12 protein-coding genes are annotated in these 18,766 nt (G+C 71.2%); 7 read left to right on the top strand and 5 right to left on the bottom strand.

The features are described 5' to 3' along the window. Nucleotides 1–170 precede the first annotated feature (170 nt). The 3 genes from ACZ5CR_RS31535 (at nucleotide 171) to ACZ5CR_RS31525 (ending at nucleotide 7,318) form a co-directional block, all read left to right on the top strand. Complete coding sequence (locus ACZ5CR_RS31535) at nucleotides 171–3,926, top strand: S8 family peptidase (RefSeq protein ID WP_468863677.1); 3,756 nt, start codon at nucleotides 171–173, stop codon at nucleotides 3,924–3,926. A 130-nt stretch (nucleotides 3,927–4,056) separates the two neighbouring features. Next, complete coding sequence (locus ACZ5CR_RS31530) at nucleotides 4,057–5,502, top strand: protein phosphatase 2C domain-containing protein (RefSeq protein WP_468863675.1); 1,446 nt, start codon at nucleotides 4,057–4,059, stop codon at nucleotides 5,500–5,502. A 73-nt stretch (nucleotides 5,503–5,575) separates the two neighbouring features. Continuing rightward, nucleotides 5,576–7,318, top strand: a complete 1,743-nt coding sequence (locus tag ACZ5CR_RS31525; RefSeq protein WP_468863672.1) for a pyruvate dehydrogenase — start codon at nucleotides 5,576–5,578, stop codon at nucleotides 7,316–7,318. A gap of 25 nt (nucleotides 7,319–7,343) precedes the next feature. Here ACZ5CR_RS31525 and ACZ5CR_RS31520 read toward each other — a convergent pair whose 3' ends face one another. Then, nucleotides 7,344–10,400: an alpha-mannosidase gene (locus tag ACZ5CR_RS31520; protein WP_468863670.1), complete on the bottom strand. Its 3,057-nt coding sequence runs from the start codon at nucleotides 10,398–10,400 to the stop codon at nucleotides 7,344–7,346. Nucleotides 10,401–10,616: 216 nt separating this feature from the next. Here ACZ5CR_RS31520 and ACZ5CR_RS31515 point away from each other — a divergent pair, with 216 nt between their 5' ends. Then, nucleotides 10,617–11,108: an ATP-binding protein gene (locus ACZ5CR_RS31515; protein WP_468863669.1), complete on the top strand. Its 492-nt coding sequence runs from the start codon at nucleotides 10,617–10,619 to the stop codon at nucleotides 11,106–11,108. Between the two features lie 39 nt (nucleotides 11,109–11,147). Here the strand turns inward: ACZ5CR_RS31515 and ACZ5CR_RS31510 are convergent, their stop codons facing one another. Both ACZ5CR_RS31510 and ACZ5CR_RS31505 read right to left on the bottom strand, forming a co-directional pair. Next, the gene (locus ACZ5CR_RS31510; protein ID WP_468863667.1) at nucleotides 11,148–12,206 is read right to left on the bottom strand and encodes a DUF2637 domain-containing protein; all 1,059 of its coding nucleotides are present in this window, start codon (nucleotides 12,204–12,206) and stop codon (nucleotides 11,148–11,150) included. A 232-nt stretch (nucleotides 12,207–12,438) separates the two neighbouring features. Continuing rightward, nucleotides 12,439–13,290: a (2Fe-2S)-binding protein gene (locus tag ACZ5CR_RS31505; protein WP_468863665.1), complete on the bottom strand. Its 852-nt coding sequence runs from the start codon at nucleotides 13,288–13,290 to the stop codon at nucleotides 12,439–12,441. A 134-nt stretch (nucleotides 13,291–13,424) separates the two neighbouring features. Between ACZ5CR_RS31505 and ACZ5CR_RS31500 the strand changes: the two genes are divergently transcribed. Continuing rightward, the gene (locus tag ACZ5CR_RS31500) at nucleotides 13,425–14,186 is read left to right on the top strand and encodes a GntR family transcriptional regulator (protein ID WP_468863662.1); all 762 of its coding nucleotides are present in this window, start codon (nucleotides 13,425–13,427) and stop codon (nucleotides 14,184–14,186) included. Nucleotides 14,187–14,320: 134 nt separating this feature from the next. Here the strand turns inward: ACZ5CR_RS31500 and ACZ5CR_RS31495 are convergent, their stop codons facing one another. After that, nucleotides 14,321–15,082 (bottom strand): hypothetical protein, encoded by a 762-nt coding sequence (locus ACZ5CR_RS31495; RefSeq protein WP_383284668.1) that lies wholly within the window; start codon nucleotides 15,080–15,082, stop codon nucleotides 14,321–14,323. A gap of 154 nt (nucleotides 15,083–15,236) precedes the next feature. Continuing rightward, the gene (locus ACZ5CR_RS31490) at nucleotides 15,237–16,937 is read right to left on the bottom strand and encodes a PucR family transcriptional regulator (RefSeq protein ID WP_468863660.1); all 1,701 of its coding nucleotides are present in this window, start codon (nucleotides 16,935–16,937) and stop codon (nucleotides 15,237–15,239) included. A 345-nt stretch (nucleotides 16,938–17,282) separates the two neighbouring features. Between ACZ5CR_RS31490 and ACZ5CR_RS31485 the strand changes: the two genes are divergently transcribed. Together ACZ5CR_RS31485 and ACZ5CR_RS31480 are read left to right on the top strand one after the other, a co-directional pair. After that, nucleotides 17,283–18,173 (top strand): FAD binding domain-containing protein, encoded by an 891-nt coding sequence (locus ACZ5CR_RS31485; RefSeq protein WP_468863658.1) that lies wholly within the window; start codon nucleotides 17,283–17,285, stop codon nucleotides 18,171–18,173. Beyond that, the gene (locus ACZ5CR_RS31480) at nucleotides 18,173–18,766 is read left to right on the top strand and encodes a (2Fe-2S)-binding protein (protein ID WP_389901132.1); all 594 of its coding nucleotides are present in this window, start codon (nucleotides 18,173–18,175) and stop codon (nucleotides 18,764–18,766) included. The genes ACZ5CR_RS31485 and ACZ5CR_RS31480 overlap by 1 nt, the downstream gene beginning before the upstream one ends.

Here is an 18,766-nt window from a genome sequence, read left to right as displayed (position 1 = left end):
GCTCCATGGCGGAAAAGAGCCACGGCGTAAACCCGCCCCGGGACATCATCCCCGCACCCCCCGCCTCTCTGCCAAGGTGACGCCACCGCTGCACCAACGGCAGCCGTGAATACGGCCTTCGGCCCGATTTCGGCTGTGGTTCCGCATGCCCGACAATCCTGGGGAGAGCGATGCGCCCGATATCGCGTACGGCCTTGGGGGCGGCGTCCGCCGCCGTCCTCGCCGTCACCGCGGCCGTACCGTCCGTGGCCGAGCCACGCACGGCCGCGGCGGACACGAGCCCGCTGGTGGGGGGTGCGCCACGGGGCGAGGGGAGCTCCGTCGTCACCCTCGTCACCGGCGACCGCATCCTCGTCACGTCCGACGGCAAGGACCGCGCGGGCGCCAGCGCGCTGCCCGGCGCCGACGGCACGGTGCCGCTCATCCAGACCAGGCAGTCCGGCAAGGACCTGTACGTCTATCCCGAGGGCGCCGTCCACGCGATCGCCGACGGCAAGGTCGACGAGGAGCTCTTCAACGTCACCGGGCTCGTCCGCCAGGGCTACGACGACGCGCACGCCAAGAAGCTGCCGCTCATCGCCGTGTACGGCAAGTCCGTCGACGTCACGCGCTCGGTGCCCGCGACCCCGCGTGGCGCCGAGCGCGGGCTCGTCCTCGAACCCGTCGACGGTGTCGCGCTGAAGGCCGACAAGAAGAAGGCCGCGGACTTCTGGGCCGACGTCACGTCGGTCAAGTCCCGTTCCGGGGCGGGCCTGAAGAAGCTGTGGCTGGACGCCAAGGTCAAGGCCACTCTCGACAAGTCGACCAAGCAGGTGCACGCCCCCGAGGCCTGGGCCGCGGGCTACGACGGCAAGGGCACCAAGGTCGCCGTCCTCGACACCGGCGCCGACGCCGAACACCCCGACCTCAAGGGCCGGATCGGCGCGACCGAGAACTTCACCGACTCCCCGGACAACGAGGACCGCCAGGGCCACGGCACCCACACCACCTCGACCGTCGGCGGCACCGGCGCCGCGAGCGGCGGCAAGAAGAAGGGCGTCGCCCCCGGCACCGAGCTGCTGCACGGCAAGGTCCTCAACGACAGTGGCTCAGGCGCCACGTCGTGGATCATCGCGGGCATGCAGTGGGCCGTCGACGAGAAGGCCGATGTCGTCTCCATGAGCCTCGGCAACCCGGCGCGGACCGACTGCACGGACCCGATGAGCACGGCTACCGAGGAACTCGCGCAGTCCGCCGAGAACACCCTCTTCGTGCTCGCCGCGGGCAACACCGGGCCGAGCCTCAACTCCGTCTCCTCGCCCGGCTGCGCGCCGAGCGTCCTGACGGTCGGCGCCGTCGACCGCGACGACTCGACGGCCTCCTTCTCCAGCCGGGGGCCCGCGTACGGCTCACACACCCTCAAGCCGGAGATCGCCGCGCCCGGAGTCGACATCTCCGCCGCCGCGGCGGGCGGCAGAGGCGTCTACGCCTACCAGTCCATGAGCGGTACGTCGATGGCGACCCCGCACGTCGCGGGCGCCGCCGCCCTGGTCAAGCAGCGCCACCCGGACTGGAGCGCGCAGCAGATCAAGTCGGCCCTCGTGTCGTCGGCGGACAGCGGCATCCCGGGTGATGTGACCGAGACGGGCGGCGGTCGCCTCGACGTGAAGGCGGCCGTCGACCAGAAGGTGCTCGGCTCGCCCGCCGTACAGGGCGGCAGCTTCGGCTGGCCCCAGGACAACTCGGACCGCACGACGGTCGCCGTCCCGTACACCAACACCACCGACAAGGCAGTGGAGTTGAAGCTGTCCGTGCAGGGCGTCACCGGCAACGACGGTTCCGCCGTCCGGTCGGACATCGCCAAGCTCGGCGAGCGCTCCGTGAAGGTCGCGGCCAAGGCCACGGTCGAGGTCCCGCTGAAGCTGGACCCCGACGCGAGCCTGAAGCGGGCACAGTACGGCGACGTGACCGGCCGCGTCCTGGCGAAGGCGAGCGGGGGCGTCGCGGTCTCCACGCCCTTCGCCCTCTACGTACAGCCCGAGACCGTCAGCCTCCGCGTGAAGCTCGTCGACCGCGCGGGAAAGCCCGCCGACGGCGCGTCGTCCGTCGACGTCATCGGCACCGACGACGCCCGCGGTGAGCGGCGCTTCAACGAGGGCGCCAACGACCAGACCTACCAAGTCCGCCCCGGCGCCTACTTCCTGACCGGCTTCATCACCACACCCGACGCGGACGGCGGCACGCTGAACGACTCGCTCACGCACCTGGCCCGGCCCCAGGTCGAGGTCAAGAAGGACATGACGGTCACGCTCGACGCCCGCAAGGCGCACCGCCTGACCGTCAAGACGGACAAGGAGTCCGAAGTGCGGGGCGCCACCCTCGGGTTCGCCCGCAGCTGGGGCACCGACCACTGGCTGCACGCCGGCACCGCCGCGGGGCCGCGCTCCATCCGCGGCTTCTACCAGTCCGTCGAGGGCAAGGCGACCGACGGCACCTTCGAGTCCGGCAGCTACTGGCGCGCGGCGGCACCTCTGCTCTCCGAGCTCGCCGTGAAGGGCGGCAAGCCGCTGCACCCCGTGACCGCGTCCACCGGCTCGGCCAACCTCGACGGCACGGGCAAGGCCGCTCTCGTGGACGCCGGGTCCGGTACACTCGATGAGCTCGACGCCGCCGGAGTCAAGGGCAAGATCGCCCTGGTCAAGGTCGCGGACGACGGCAGCGCGAGCGCCGTCGCCAGAGACGCCAAGACGGCCGGAGCGGTCGCCGTCATCGCTCACCGCACGGCGCCGGGCCGCTGGTACCCCGCGGTCGGCCTCAGCGGCTCCCCGCTGCCGGTCCTCGGCATCCAGACGGACGAGGCGGCTACCCTGCTCGGCCAACTGGGCAACGGACCCGTCGAATTGAAGTGGAAGGGAACGGCGAAGAGCCCCTACGTCTACAACCTCGCCTTCCCCGAGACCGGCCAGATCCGCGACGACCGCACCTACCGGGTGCGCGACAAGGACCTCGCCGCGAACGAGGCGACGTACCGCGCGATGGGCACGGCCACGGACTACGTGGACCTGCCGTCCGCCGTCCGTCCCTCGGGGCTCGAGGTGTACTTCGGCGACTTCGAATCGGTCCCGGCCCCCGGCAAGCGCACCGAGTACTACTCGGCGGGCACGACCGGCTGGGGCCACCAGGTGTCGAGCAGCTTCCCGTTCGGGGAGTTCATGATCGACCCGGTGCGGACGTACGAGAAGGGGGAACGGCGCAGCGAGAAGTGGTACGACGGAGTGCTGACCCCGGCCGCGCCGCGTGACGCAGAGGGCGGGCTCGCTCTCGCGGGGGAGCGGCAGGGCAATCTGATCGGGGTCGCTCCCGGTTTCTGGGGCGACGGCGAACACGCCGGGATCCAGGGCGGGTTCGGCGACATCGGCAGTGTCCAGCTGAAGCGGGACGGAGAGATCGTGGGCGAGTCCGGCTGGCCGTCCGGTGTGTTCGATGTCCCGGCCGCCGACTCGGCGTACGAACTGACCCTCAGCACCCAGAAGATCGGCTCGAAGGTCTGGCAGCGGTCCACGGGCACGCGGACCACGTGGGCGTTCCGCTCGCACCTCGACGAGGAGGCCTACTCGCAGGGCATCCCGATGCTGTTCCCGCGCTATCAGCTGCCGGAGGACGGCATGAAGACCCTTGCCGCCGAAGACGGCCTGCGGATCGGGATCACGGCCACGGGACACGCCGGCTACAAGCCCGGCGCGCTCAAGTCGGCGGCGCTGTCCTACTCGTACGACGAAGGCGAGACCTGGATCGAGGCCAAGACGTCCGCCGCCGGGGGGAAGTGGACCGCCACCGTGAACCACGCGGGCGCCTCGGGCAAGCACGTCCGGCTCAGGACCGAACTGACGGATGCGAACGGAAGTTCCGTCACTCAGACGGTGGATCGCGCCTACGACGTGCGATAAACACACAGACACCGCCGGGCGGTCCTCCCGTGGGGGGTGGGCCCGCCCGGCGGCTCTTCATCACTCTTCCGGCGGCCGGAATTTCCGGATGAACCGTTTTCGTGCGGCCTCCGCGGTGGACAATAGGGGCATGAGCCAGCAGGGGGAGACGCACGACGGGGCCTCCGGCCAGGAGGACGACTGGTGGGGTCAGCTGTACGACGACTCCGCTCATGACACGGGTCCGGCCGAGGCGGCCGACACCCTCGACGACAGATTCGCGTCGGCGGTCAGCGCGTCCGTCGGCGAAGGCGGTCTCGTGCCACCGGACGGGGCGCCGCCCCCACGGGCCAGGAGCGCGGAAGGAGCGCTTCCGCAAGCGCCCGAGCCCCCACCCCCGCCCCGCACCCGCCCCGCCACCGCCCCCTGGGAGCCCCCCGCAGCGCCCACGGGCCCGGTGACCTTCCCCGACGCACCCAAGCCACCCGGCGCCGGTGCGCCGGAACCACTCCCCAGCCGCACCACCGCGGTCCCCGAGCCCCGCCTGCCCGACGCGTCCGCGGGGCCGCCCGGCACCGTGTACGAACCTCGGGAAGACATCGTGTCGGCGCCCGCCGCGAACGCCGTCTCGTACGTGGGCGACGGCCCGCCCACCTACGACGCCGAGCCCACCGTCCTGCCCGCCGCCGACCCCGACGACCTCGGCGATCTGGTCGCCGACACCGTGCTCGACGGCGCCCGGTGCGGCACCTCCACGCTGCGAGCCGTCTCCGTGCGCGGGGACTCCGCGCGGTACCGGGGCGAGCCACGGCGCGATTCGCTGCTCACCGCGCGGTTCGGGACCGGAGAGAGCGCTCTCGTCCTGATCGCCATGGCCACCGGGGCGCGGGCCACTCCCGGCGCCCACCGCGCCGCCGCCGAGGCCTGCGCCTGGATCGGGCGCGCCGTGGGCCGCAGCCACCAGCGGCTGTCCGAGGACATCAGGGCCGCCCGGCGCGGCGACCTCAAGAGCGGCCTGCACCGGCTCACCGACCGCAGCCTTGGCAAGCTGCGCGCGCACGCCACGGACCTGGGCATCGAGCCCGACGAGTACGCTGCGTCCCTGCGCTGTCTGCTCCTGCCCGCCGACCCCGAGTGCCGCACCCGTGTCTTCTTCGGCGTCGGGAGCGGCGGACTCTTCCGGCTCAGGGACGGCGCCTTGCAGGACATCGAGCCCCGCGTCAGCGACTCCGCCGGTGACACAGGGCTCCCCGTCGTCGGGTTCGGTTCCGTGCCGCCCCAGACCCCGGACGGCGACCGGCTGACCATGGACATGGGGATCATCACGCCCCCCAGCCCGTACGAACCCGCCCCCGAGCCCCCGCCCCGCGAGCCCTTCCGCTTCCGCGCCTCCGTAGCCCGCCCGGGTGATGCCCTGCTGCTCTGCAGCGGCGGCCTCGCCGACCCCCTGAGCGGAGAGTCCGAGCTCGCCGCGCACCTCACGCAGCGGTGGGCCAAGAGCGGTCCGCCGGGCCTTGCGACCTTCCTCGCGGACATCCAGGTCAGGGTCAAGGGGTACGCGGACGACCGAACGGCGGCCGCTGTTTGGGAGGCGTGAGCGCCCGCCCTGTGAATTCATGGACCCCAAGGAGTCACAAGAGAGTCAAGGGGACTGAAGGGTTCGTGTAGCCATGGCCAAGCAGAACGTCGCCGAACAGTTCGTCGACATCCTCGTCCGCGCCGGTGTGCGCCGCATGTACGGAGTCGTGGGCGACAGCCTCAACCCGGTCGTGGACGCGATCAGGCGCACCAAGGGCATCGAGTGGGTGCAGGTCAGGCACGAGGAGACCGCGGCCTTCGCGGCCGGTGCCGAGGCCCAGATCACCGGGAGCCTCGCCGTCTGCGCCGGATCCTGCGGCCCCGGCAACCTCCACCTGATCAACGGCCTCTACGACGCCCACCGCTCCATGGCGCCCGTCCTCGCCCTGGCGTCGCACATCCCGTCGAGCGAGATCGGCCTCGGGTTCTTCCAGGAGACCCACCCCGATCGGCTCTTCAAGGACTGCAGCCACTACAGCGAGATGATCTCAAGCCCGAAGCAGATGCCGCGGCTGCTCCACACCGCCATCCAGCACGCGGTCGGGCAGTCCGGCGTCAGTGTCGTCACCCTGCCAGGAGACATCGCCGACGAGCCCGCCCCGGACAAGTCCGCGGAGAGCGCCCTGGTCACCTCGCGCCCCTCCGTACGCCCCGGCGACACGGAGATCGACAAGCTCGCCGCGATGATCGACGAGGCCGACAAGGTCACCCTCTTCTGCGGCAGCGGCACGGCAGGGGCGCACGCCGAGGTCATGGAGTTCGCCGAGAAGATCAAATCCCCGGTGGGGCACGCCCTGCGCGGCAAGGAATGGATCCAGTACGACAATCCCTATGACGTGGGGATGAGCGGCCTGCTCGGCTACGGCGCCGCGTACGAGGCCACCCACGAGTGCGACCTCCTCATCCTGCTCGGCACCGACTTCCCGTACAACGCCTTCCTGCCCGACGACGTCAAGATCGCCCAGGTCGACGTGCGGCCCGAACGCCTCGGCCGCCGCTCCAAGCTGGACCTCGCCGTCTGGGGCGACGTACGCGAGACCCTGCGCTGTCTCACCCCGCGCGTCACGCCCAAGTCCAGCCGCAAGTTCCTCGACAAGATGCTGAAGAAGCACGCGGACGCGCTCGAAGGCGTCGTCAAGGCCTACACGCGCAAGGTCGAGAAGCACATCCCGATCCACCCCGAGTACGTGGCCTCCGTGGTCGACGATCTCGCCGCGGACGACGCGGTGTTCACCGTCGACACGGGCATGTGCAACGTCTGGGCGGCCCGCTATCTCTCCCCGAACGGCAAGCGCCGCATCATCGGCTCCTTCAGCCACGGCTCGATGGCCAACGCCCTGCCGCAGGCGATCGGCGCCCAGTTCACCGACCGGAAGCGCCAGGTCGTCTCGATGTCGGGCGACGGCGGGTTCTCCATGCTGATGGGCGACTTCCTCACCCTCGTCCAGTACGACCTGCCCGTGAAGGTCGTACTCTTCAACAACTCCGCCCTGGGAATGGTCGAGTTGGAGATGCTGGTGGCCGGGCTCCCTTCGTTCGGCACGGCCAACCACAACCCCGACTTCGCCGCCGTGGCCCGCGCCGCCGGCGCCTACGGAGTGCGGGTGGAGAAGCCCAAGCAGCTCGCGGGCGCCCTGAAGGACGCCTTCGCGCACAAGGGGCCCGCCCTCGTCGACATCGTCACGGACCCGAACGCCCTCTCCATCCCGCCCAAGATCAGCTCCGACATGGTGACCGGCTTCGCGCTCTCCGCCAGCAAGATCGTCCTGGACGGCGGGGTCGGCCGCATGCTCCAGATGGCACGCTCCAACCTGCGGAACGTGCCACGCCCCTGACGGCCGAACAGCCCCACCAGTCCGATCAGGCCGGTCGCAGCCTCAGCGTCAGGATCTGGAACGGACGCAGCGCCAGCACGATCCCCGAGTCGTCGGCGTGGGCCGGTTCGAGCGGGCGCTCCAGGAGGTCGGTCACCTCGGCCGCGCTCACCGCGAACGACGTGGTGAGCGCCGCCGCCGCACGCCCGCCCCGCGACTCGTAGAGCCGCACCACCACATCGCCGCTCCCGTCGTCCGCGAGCTTCACCGACTCCACGGTCACCGCCGGATTGTCGACGCTCACCAAGGACGGCAGGACGGGCGCGGCGGCGACCCGCAGCGGCAGGTTGAGCGCGAGCCCCTCCGCGACCGCGTCACCCGTCGTCGCACCGGGCAGCAGCGCGTACGTGAACCGGTGGGTGCCCAGGTCCGTCTGAGGGTCCGGACTGTGCGGGGCGCGCAGGAGCGTGAGCCGCACGGTGGTGCCGAGCCCGCCCTCGTGCGGCGCGCGCGTCACGTCATGGCCATACGTCGAGTCGTTGAGCACCGCCACGCCGTACGCCTCCTCGGCGACCCGCAGCCACCGGTGCGCGCAGATCTCGAAACGGGCCGCGTCCCAGCCGGTGTTGGCGTGCGTGGAGCGGTTCACGTGCCCGAACTGGATCTCGGCGGACGACCGTTCGGCGTGCACGTCCAGTGGGAACGCGGCCTTGAGCACCTTCTCCGACTCCTGCCAGTCGACCTCCGTGACGACGTCGAGACGGCGGCTGCCCGCCGCGAGCCGGATCTCCTGGGTGATCCGCGACTTCCCGAAGGCCCGCACCACACGGACGGCGACGCGCAGCGGCCCGTCCTCGACCAGCTCCACGGACTCGGCGTCCGTCAGGTCGGTGTGGGTGTTGCGGTAGTGCTTGTCGAGGTCCCACGCGTCGTAGTGCGTGGGGTGGTCGGGGTGCAGCTGGAGGAGGTTGCCGCGCGAGCCGGGGGACAGGACCTCGCGGTGCGCGTCGATGTCGTGCACGGAGGTCAGCAGCCCGTCCGTGTCGATGGCGACGCGCAGATGCTCGTTCAGCAACTGGATCTCGCCGTCGGCGAGGAGAGCGGTCGCCCCGGTCTCCCGCGTGTACGAGACGGCCTCTTCGAGTCCCTTGCTCCCCAGGGCCGGGACGTCGACGTGCACCAGGGTGCCGTCGTCGGCCGTGACGACCTCGCTGCGCGCGTACGGCGACGAGTTGAGCGCGACGGGACCTCCCGGGCCCAGGGAGCGGACCGCCGCCGCGGTGATCTCATCGAGCTCGGCGAGCACGCGCTCGTACGTGTCGCGGGCCTCGCGGTGCACCCAGGCGATCGACGATCCCGGCAGGATGTCGTGGAACTGGTGCAGGAGCACGGTCTTCCAGAGCCGGTCGAGGGTCGAGTAGGGGTAGGCGTAGGCAGGGTCGCGCACGGCGGCGGCGGTGCACCACAACTCGGCCTCGCGCAGGGCGTGTTCGGTGCGGCGGTTGCCGCGCTTGGTGGCCGCCTGCGAGGTGTACGTGGCGCGGTGCAGCTCCAGATAGAGCTCGCCGGACCAGACCGGCGCCTGTGCCCCGTACTCCTCCTCTGCCGCGGTGAAGAACGCCGACGGCTTCACGATCTCGACGCGCGGCGAACCCTCCAGGGAGCGCACCCGCCGTGCCTTCTCCAGCATTTCGCGGGTCGGACCGCCGCCGCCGTCGCCCCAGCCGAACGGGACGAGGGAGTGCGAAGCACGGCCCTTCTCGGTGAAGTTCCGCTCCGCGTGCGCGAGTTCGGCGCCGTGGATCTGGGAGTTGTAGGTGTCCACCGGAGGGAAGTGCGTGAAGACGCGCGTGCCGTCGATGCCTTCCCACCAGAAGGTGTGGTGCGGCATCTTGTTGGTCTGGTTCCAGCTCAGCTTCTGGGTGAGGAACCAGCGGACGCCCGCGAGTTTCGCCAGCTGCGGGAAGGCCGCCGTGTAGCCGAAGGAGTCCGGCAGCCAGATCTCCTGCGTCTCGATCCCCAGCTCCTCGCGGAAGAACCGCATCCCGTGTGTGATCTGCCGGGCAAGGGCCTCGCCGCCCGGCATGTTGGCGTCCGACTCGACCCACATGGAACCCACCGGAGACCAGTTGCCGTCCGCGACGGACTTCTTGATGCGCTCCCAGATGTGCGGCTGGTGCTCCTTGACCCAGGCGTACTGCTGGGCCTGTGAGCAGGCGAATACCAGCTCGGGATAGTCCTTTGCGAGAGCCGTCACATTGGCAAAGGTGCGGGACGCCTTGCGCACCGTCTCGCGCAGTGGCCACAGCCAGGCCGAGTCGATATGGGCGTGCCCGGTGGCCGAAACCCGGTGTGCGCTGGCGTGCGCGGGACTGGAGAGGACATCCGTGAGCTCGGCGCGGGCCGCCGCCGCCGTGCCCGACACGTCGTGCAGATCCAGTGCGTCGAGCGCTCGCTCCAGGGCGCGCAGAATCTCGTGGCGCCGCGGACGGGCGGCGTCCAGTTCGTACATCAGCTCGGAAAGGACCTCGATGTCCAGCGTCAACTGCCAAACGTCCTCGTCCAGTACGGCGACATCGGCAGACGCGAATCGGTAGATGGGGCCATCCCCCGCGGTCAGTACGTCGCCCAGGGGTGTCGGTTCGAAATCATGCAGAACGGTCGGGTTGGCGGCCGCCTCCAGGAGGAGGTGTACCTGCTCTCCCCCCTGCGCGGCAGTTGCCACGGGGATGTACCGATTGCGGGGGTGAATGCCCTTGATCGGGACGCCCGACGCGTCGTACACCAGACCCTCCGCCTGGAAGCCGGGACCCTCACCGGTGAAGCCGGGGTCGATGACCACCTCGACATGCCGCCCGCGCCAGGCGTCGGGCACCTGCCCGCGCAACCGGAACCAGCTGGTTGACCAGGGTTTTCCCCACGCGGTGCCCGTCTCGAAGTCCTCGTACGAGGCGTCGAGTGCCTCGGCGACGGGGACGGGTTCGCCCGGCGCGTGCCAGACGGAGAGGGTGAGCGGCACACGGTCCGCGTACTGGGCGGGGCGGATGAACTGCCTCAGGGCGCGCTCCAGGCGTCCCTCCACCAGCAGTCGGTCGTCGTGCACGGCGGCTCCTCGGAATGCTCGGGCGGGCCCTGCGCGGTGCGGTCGGGCCCGGTGGGGATCATGCGGAAACGGTCCACCGCTTCACTTCCCCACCGGGCCGGGGCGCACCCACTCCAATCGTTGAGGAATGGACATGAGTGCCGCCAACTGGGAGGGGCATGCATTCCGTGTGCGTGTTCGATCAGGGAGGAATTATCTCGTTTGTGGGCGGGGATCATGAAAAGGCAAGTAAGAGGGGGCGGCCCCATTCATCTAGGTCATCTAGGGGCCTCTTCGCCGAAAGCAAGGGATGAGCCGATCGACAGCAAGTCGGCTGAGCCCCACTGGGCCCAGCTCCGGCGCAGATTGGGGCGGTCCGACCTGCGGGCGGTACCCGAAGTCAGGGGCGCGCTACGCGAACTGCTCCGGTCCTGGGGGAGGCCCGGAGAATCCGACATAGCCGAATTGCTGACCAGTGAGCTGGTCACGAACGCACTGGTGCACACCGACCGGGACGCCATCCTGACGGCGACCGTGCGGCCGGGCAAGCTGCGCGTCGAGGTCAGGGACTTCGTCGGGCGTCGCCCGAAGCTCTGCGTGCCGAACGCCGACGACGACACGCACGGCCGGGGTCTGATGCTCGTGCAGAGTCTCGCGGACGCCTGGGGCGTAAGAGCGCACGGGGTCGGGAAGGTGGTGTGGTTCGAACTGGACGGCGGCCCGGTGTGAACCGGACCGCCGACCAACTCCCGTCCTGCGCTGCTGACATCAGCCGAACTGCTGCTCCAGATCCTTGAGCTTGCGCTCGAGGGAGTCGAGCCGTGGCAGCGCCTGGGTGTCGTCCTCGGCGGTGAGGTCGACGGTGACGGGTTCAGAGCCGCTCTTCACGGCTTGGAGGGAGGGACGGGAACGCAGGGGCAATTGCTCCTGCGTTGCTATGGAAGGGTCCGCGGTGACCTGCGCCGCCCCCGTGGCCGGCGTGACGGCAGGCAGGTCGACCTGACGGCCGCCGCCGCGACCGGGGAGGCCGCGCTGGCCCCTGCTGATCGCCTTGAGCTGCGCACGCTCAAGCTTCTCCCGGTCCCGCCTGGTGATCCGGGTGCGCTGCTTCTCACGCCGGTCCTCACGGACCTCCTCGACCGCCTCGTCCAGGGTGCGTACGCCTTCGAGGAGCATCAGCGACCAGGCGCCGAAGGTCTCCCGGGGCGCGCGCAGCCACCGCACGATCCGGATCTGCGGCAACGGCCGCGGTACCAGGCCCTGTTCACGCAGGGCCGCACGGCGCGTCTGCTTCAGCGCGCGGTCGAAGAGCACCGCGGCCGACAGCGACATCCCGGAGAAGAACTGCGGGGCGCCCGCGTGGTCGATGCCCCGGGGCGCGTGCACCCAGTTGAACCAGGCGGCAGCACCCGCGAACGTCCACACCAGGAGCCGCGAACCGAGCGCCGCGTCACCGTGGCTCGCCTCGCGCACGGCGAGCACGGAGCAGAACATCGCCGCGCCGTCGAGCCCGAACGGGACGAGGTACTCCCAGCCGTCGGTGAGGTTGAGGTTCTGCCGGCCGAAGCCGACCAGGCCGTGGAAGGAGAGTGCGGCGGCGACCGCCGCACAGCAGAACAGCAGAACGTACGAGGCCGTTCCGTAGATGGCTTCCTTGCGCCTGCGGCGCTCCTCGCTGCGTTCCCAGGTCTCGTCGCCGGAGGCGTTGGCGGACGTCTTCTGTCCGGCGCGCTTGCCGCGTGCGAGTACCGCCACCGCCACCAGCATGCCCAGGAGCAGGACGCCGCCCGGAAGCAGCCAGTCCAGCGATATGTCGGTCAGTCTCATCTGGGGTCCCTTGCGTCGCGGTAGGGCGTTCGGGCGCCATAGTGACCCAAACCCGATGGCCCCCAGTGGGGTTTCGGGGCAAGAGAACGCCAAGGGGGGTGCAAAGGGGTGCGGCGCGCGCCGTTTGCTCGAACACAGCGCTTTGCAAGGGGATTTGAGTTCGATTAAACGAACGCGAACGGGTGGTTCAACGGGGGAGGGGTGGCGGTTTGGGCCCGGCGCGAGGCTCCGGTCAGGCCGCGGCGGCGGCGCTCAGCCGCGCGACGCGGTCCGCGTCGCAGGTGCGCGGGCAGGTCACGCAGGTGTCCTCGGGGCGCAGCGTGTAGAACATGCAGCAGCTCGCGCGATCCCGCGTCGGCAGCGACTCCCCGTTCGGTCCGGTCAGCTCACGGAACCCCGCCGTGCCCACGTACGGCTTGGTGGCACCCGGAAGCAGCCGCTCCAGCTCGACCGTGGCGCGCTCCTCGTCGCCGAGGAGGTGGGCGATGTACCAGAGCCCCTCGACGATCTCGTCCGTGGCCAGGCTCCACAGGGCGCGCGAGCGGCGTCGCATCCGGGGCCCGAAGGCGTCCAGGAGCGGACCCAGGTGCTCGGCGACGGCGTCGCGCACCTCGGCGCGCAGGGCCTCCTCGTCCGGCACGACGCGGGCGCCGGGCAGTGCGGCGGCCGGATCGCCGGGCAGGCAGGCGAAGCCCGTGCTGCGGACGGCGAGGCGGCCGAGGGAGCGCTGGTAGGCGACGTTCTGTACGGGGTAGCGGGGCACCCGGCGGTGCAGGAACCACGGCACGGTGATGAGGAGAGTGGCGGGCCAGGCGTAGCGGTGCAGGGCGAAGCTGGCGATGACGTCAGGACGCCCCTCCTGCCCATAATCCTTGCGCACCTGCGCCTCGTCCCACGCGAGAAACGCGTCGAGGTCGGCCCCGCCCTCCGCGAGCCGGGATGCGGTGACCCAGCCGCCGCCCTGTGGGGGCTGCTCCTCGTCGCCGAACTCCGTCACGCTCAGTCCGGGGAACACCTCGGTGAGGCGGGCGTAGGCGTCCGCGAGGGCGCTCGGGGCGCGCTCGGCCAAGGTGGGAACGGGCATGGGTGGACCACCGAATCACGATCGATTACAGGTAAGCCTAACCTTACCCATGATGATCGAGGTTTCAACTGCGGGGCTGTCCGCCTATGGTGCCTCTCGTACCTTTCGGACCGAGCGGACTTCGGGGTGGACTCGTGGAGCAGGCCAGAGCGCATGACGCGTACCGCCTCGCCGTCCGTGTGCCGGAGCAGGTGCGGGCCCCATCGGCCCCGCAGGCCCGGGGTGAGCACACGCACGGGGAGGCGGTGGAGCTGCCCGCGCCCCGCAGGACGGTGCAGCGGAACTCGGTCCGCGGACAGATCCTGGACGCCCTGCGGGCCGCACTCGTCGGCGGCGACCTCGCGCCCGGCGAGGTGTACTCCGCGCCCGTGCTCGGCGAGCGGTTCGGGGTCTCGGCGACCCCCGTGCGCGAGGCGATGCAGCAGCTGGCGACCGAGGGGGCCGTGGAGGTCGTGCCCAACCGCGGTTTCCGGGTCACCGAGCGGAGCGCGCGCGAGCTGGGGGAGCTGGCGGAGGTGCGGGCGCTCATCGAGGTGCCGGTGATGCTGCGGCTCGCCCGTACGGTGCCCGCGGCGCGGTGGTGCGAGGTGCGGCCGCTGGCGGAGGCGAGTGCGGTGGCGGCGGCGGGCGGCGACCTCGCCCGCTACGCGGAGGCGGACCGGGCCTTTCACGGGGCGGTGCTAGGCCTTTCGGGGAATCAGCAGCTGGTGCAGGTGGCGGATGATCTGCACCGGCGGTCGCAGTGGCCCTTGGTGAGTGGCCCCGTCCACGGCCGCCGGGCGGACCTTGTCGCTGACGCGGCGGAGCACATGGCTCTGCTGGAGGCGCTGGTCGCGAAGGATCTGGCGGTCGTCCAGACCTTGGTGCGGGAGCACTTCGCGGGGGCGGGGGGCTGAGGTCCGGGCGTGCCCTGCGGGGCTCTCCCCGATCCCGCTCCCGCCCCTCCCCGAAACCAGGGGGCTCCCCCCTCTTGGACCCCCGACAAGATGACCTCAGACGTCGGCCGGGCTGAAAACCAAGGGCCGGGGGCCTACGCCGCCGGAGCCGGTGGCGTCAGATGCTGCGCCAGCCACGACGGCACCCCGCCCATCAGCCGGAACAGGCGAGCCGCCTCTGCCCGAAGGCGCCCGGCCTCCGGTTCGGGCTCCGCATCGGCGAGAGCGGCGAGCGCGGGCGCCGTACCCACCAAGTACCCCAGCTCCTCCCGGATCCGCAGCGACTCCGCGAACCCGTGCCGCGCCTCCGCCAACTCCCCCTCCCGCAGCGCGAGTCCGGCCAGATGCCGCCAGGTGAAGGAGAGGAGCAGGGTGTCACCGTGCGCCGTCGCCCCCGCATGCGCCCGCCGATAGGCGGCCCGCGCCGCCTGGGGCGAGTCCGCGACGTGCTCGGCGATCAGACCCCGGCGGAAGTCGAGAAGAGGGCGCCCCGGAGCATTCGGGGCAAGCAGCGCCGCCGCCCGCCCGAGCGCCGTACGCGCCTCGTCAGCCCTGTCCCGCACGGCGAGCACCGTGGAGGCGTACGCCAGCTGCCCGCGCTCGCACGCCGCGGCCCCGCGGTCGTCGTCCTGAACCGCCAGTGCCTCCGCCGTACGCAGTCCGTCCTCCGCCTCGGCCCAGCCCTCTCCCGTGAACAGGCACCGCTCGACGAGCAGCGAGGTTCTCTGGAGTGCGGGACCCGGCCCCTCTCGCGAGGCGAGCAGCGCGGCCGCGTCGGTCCAGCAGCCGCGCGAACGCAGCCGCCATACCGCGGTCTGGAGTGGATCGTCCCCTGCAGTCGTTCCGGTACCAGACATGGCGGGATGCGCCACGTTGCCCTCCCCGAGCACGCCATTGAGCTGTTGAGTCGTGGGCGCATCTCAGCATGGATCGGCACATCGGGCCAAGGGGGTGGGTGAAAGAATTCACAAAGGGCGGGCCATGAAAGCGGATCGTCCGAGGTCGCCCGCGTCAGCTCATCCGCAGTGCCAGGAAGAAATCGAGCTTGTCCTCGAGGCGCGAGAGGTCACGGCCCGTCAACTGCTCTATACGGCCGACCCGGTAGCGCAACGTGTTGACGTGCAGGTGCAGGCGCGCCGCACAGCGTGTCCAGGAACCGTCGCAGTCGAGGAACGCCTCAAGGGTCGGAATGAGCTCCGCCCGGTGGCGCCGGTCGTAGTCCCGCAGCGGGTCGAGCAGACGGGCCGTGAACGCCCGGCGCACGTCGTCGGGGACGAAGGGCAGCAGCAGGACGTGCGAGGCCAGCTCCTGGTGGCCCGCCGCGCAGACCCGGCCCGGGCGCGCCGCCGCGACCCGGCGGGCGTGCCGGGCCTCCTCCAGGGCGCCGCGAAGGCCCTCCGCCGAGTGCACGGACGCGCTGACGCCCAGCGTGAGGCGGCCGTCGCCGTCGAGGCCCGCCGAGAGCGGGTCGCGGACGGACTCCAGGAGGGAGTCGGCAAGCAGGCCCGTCTCCGAGCCGTCGTGCTCCGAGGAGACCGCGGGCAGCGGCACGAGCGCGATCGCCTCGTCACCCGTATGGGCTACCGCGATGCGGTCGGAAGGCTCGGGGCCCGCCGACAGAGGATCGACGAGGATCTCCTCCAGGAGGGACTGGGCCACCGGGCCGCCCTCGATCTCGCCGCCGTCCCACTCGACGCGGGCCACCACGACCTGCCAGTGCGGTGCCGCGCCCAGGCCGGGAAGGAGTACGGGCGCCGCGACCCGCAGGCGCGCCGCGATCTCCGCGGGGGCCGCGCCCGTCTGCACCAGTTCGAGGACTTCCTGCGCCAGTCTGCGCCGCACCGTGCGGGCCGCGTCGCGCCGGTCGCGCTCCACCGCGATCAGCTGGGTGACGCCCTGCAGCAGGTCGAGCCGCTCCTCGGGCCAGTCGCCCGCGTCGGCCTCGACCGCGAGGAGCCAGTCCGAGAGGACCGTCTCGCGCACGTCACGCAGGGCCGCCGTGCTCGCCGCGGCCGCCGCGGAAGCCGGACCGCGCCCACTGCTCCGGACGGGGAACAGGGAGTACGTCGTGCCGTCCACCTGGACCCGGTGCGGGCCTCGCCGCCCCGTGCGGGCCGCGGCCAGGTGCTCGGCCGCCAGGCGTGCGCACACCGGCCCGGAAAGGGCGGGGCCCGCCGCGCTCGACCCCGCGATGGCGCGGCCGGCGGGGGACAGGACCCAGGCCCGCAGGTCCAGGTCGGAGCCGAGCAGGTCGAGTACGACGTCGGGGCCGCCGCCCGTGGGGCCCGACGTCATCAGGCGGCGGTGCCGGTCCACGACGGCGGCCAGGTCTCCGGCCCGCTCGCCGGAGACCTGGCGGACGACGTGCTCGGTGATCGTCGCGAAGGCCACCGTCTCGTTGACGGCGAACAGCGGAAGGCGGTGCCGCGCGCAGGCCTCGACGATGTCGGCCGGGATGTCGCCGAGCTCGGCCTCGCCCGCGGCGAGCGCCGCGACGCCCGCGCTCGCGAGGATGCGGACGAAGGGCTCCGTGTCGGAGGCGTCACGGCGCCAGGCGAGGCCCGTCAGGACCAGTTCGCCGCCCGCGAGGTACCGGCTGGGGTCGCGCAGGTCCGTGGTCATCACACCGCGCACGGTGCGGTCGAGCTCGTCCTCACCGCCCAGCAGCCGCAGGCCCAGCGCGTCGGTGTCAAGGAGTGCGCGCAGCCGCATGGTGGTCGCCGCCGATCTTGTCTCGAATGGGATGTACAGACAGTCCAGGTCTGTCGACTCTGTGTCGCTGAATTTCGCCCCGGGCCCTCGTGTCCTGGGATGCCTCCGGTTTCCAGGGGGAATCCGCGAGGTTACTGAGGCCCGTTCTTCATACGAATCTACAAGACGCGCGGCTTGGCCAGCCAACTCCTTCATGGTTTCGGTGACTGACCCCACCGGACGACGGGGCGGTGTACTTGGCCCACTCCGCGTTAACAGCACATGAACGAGCAGTCGAGAGGCCTCCGGTCCGACTTGGCTGGATCTTCTCGAACGTACGACCCTCGATATGAAGAAGAGAGCCTCATGGACTTCCTTCGCCCCGCCAGCTGGGAGGAGGCGCTCGCCGCCAAGGCCGAGCACCCCACCGCTGTGCCGATTGCGGGTGGCACCGACGTGATGGTCGAGATCAACTTCGACCACCGTCGTCCCGAGTACCTGCTTGACCTCAACCGCATCGCCGAACTGCGCGAGTGGTCGGTGGGCGAGGAGACGGTCCGACTTGGCGCCTCGGTTCCGTACACCACGATCATGGAGGAGCTGCGCACCGAGCTCCCCGGTCTCGCGCTCGCCTCGCACACGGTCGCATCGCCGCAGATCCGCAACCGCGGCGGCGTCGGCGGCAACCTCGGTACGGCGTCCCCGGCCGGCGACGCCCACCCGGCGCTGCTCGCCGCCGACTGCGAGGTCGAGGTGGAGTCCGTACGCGGCTCGCGCCTCATCCCGATCGACGCGTTCTACACCGGCGTGAAGCGCAACGCGCTCGCCGAGGACGAGCTGATCAAGTCCGTGCACATCAAGAAGGCGGACGGCCCGCAGCAGTACTCGAAGGTCGGCACCCGCAACGCCATGGTCATCGCCGTGTGCGCCTTCGGTATCGCCCTGCACCCCCAGACCCGGACCGTACGGACCGGCATCGGCTCCGCGGCCCCGACCCCGATCCGGGCCAAGGCCGCCGAGGAGTTCCTGAACGCGGCGCTCGACGAGGGCGGCTTCTGGGACAGCAAGAAGATCATCACCCCCTCGATCGCCAAGCAGTTCGCGGAGCTCGCCTCCGGTGCCGCCAACCCGATCGACGACGTCCGCGGCACGGCGAACTACCGCCGCCACGCCGTCGGCATCATGGCCCGCCGCACGCTCGGCTGGACCTGGGAGTCGTACCGCGGCGAGGGCCGCAGCACTGAGGGAGTCGCATAATGCGCGTGAACTTCACGGTCAACGGCCGTCAGCAGGAAGCCGACGACGTCTGGGAGGGCGAGTCCCTTCTCTACGTCCTGCGCGAGCGCATGGGGCTTCCGGGCTCCAAGAACGCCTGTGAGCAGGGGGAGTGCGGTTCCTGCACCGTCCGCCTCGACGGCGTACCGGTGTGTTCGTGTCTGGTCGCCGCCGGACAGGTCCAGGACCGGGAGGTCGTGACCGTCGAGGGCCTGGCGGACTACGCCAAGCACCGCGAGGACGCCCACCCGGGCGGCGCCTGCGGCTCCGTCTGCGGCGGCACCAGCCTTCAGGAGGCCCGCCAGTGGCAGGCCAAGGGAACCGACGGCCAGACCGGCGAGGGCGGTGAACTCTCCACGATCCAGCAGGCGTTCATCGACGCCGGTGCCGTCCAGTGCGGCTTCTGCACCCCGGGTCTGCTCGTCGCCGCCGACGAGCTCCTGGAGCGCAACGTATCGCCGTCGGACGCCGACATCCGCGAGGCGCTCTCCGGCAACCTCTGCCGCTGCACGGGTTACGAGAAGATCCTCGACGCGGTACGCCTGGCGGCCGCCCGTCAGGAAGAGACGGTCTGA

The organism is Streptomyces sp. NPDC031274 (assembly GCF_055570235.1).
This window is presented reverse-complemented; position numbering and strand designations above follow the sequence as displayed.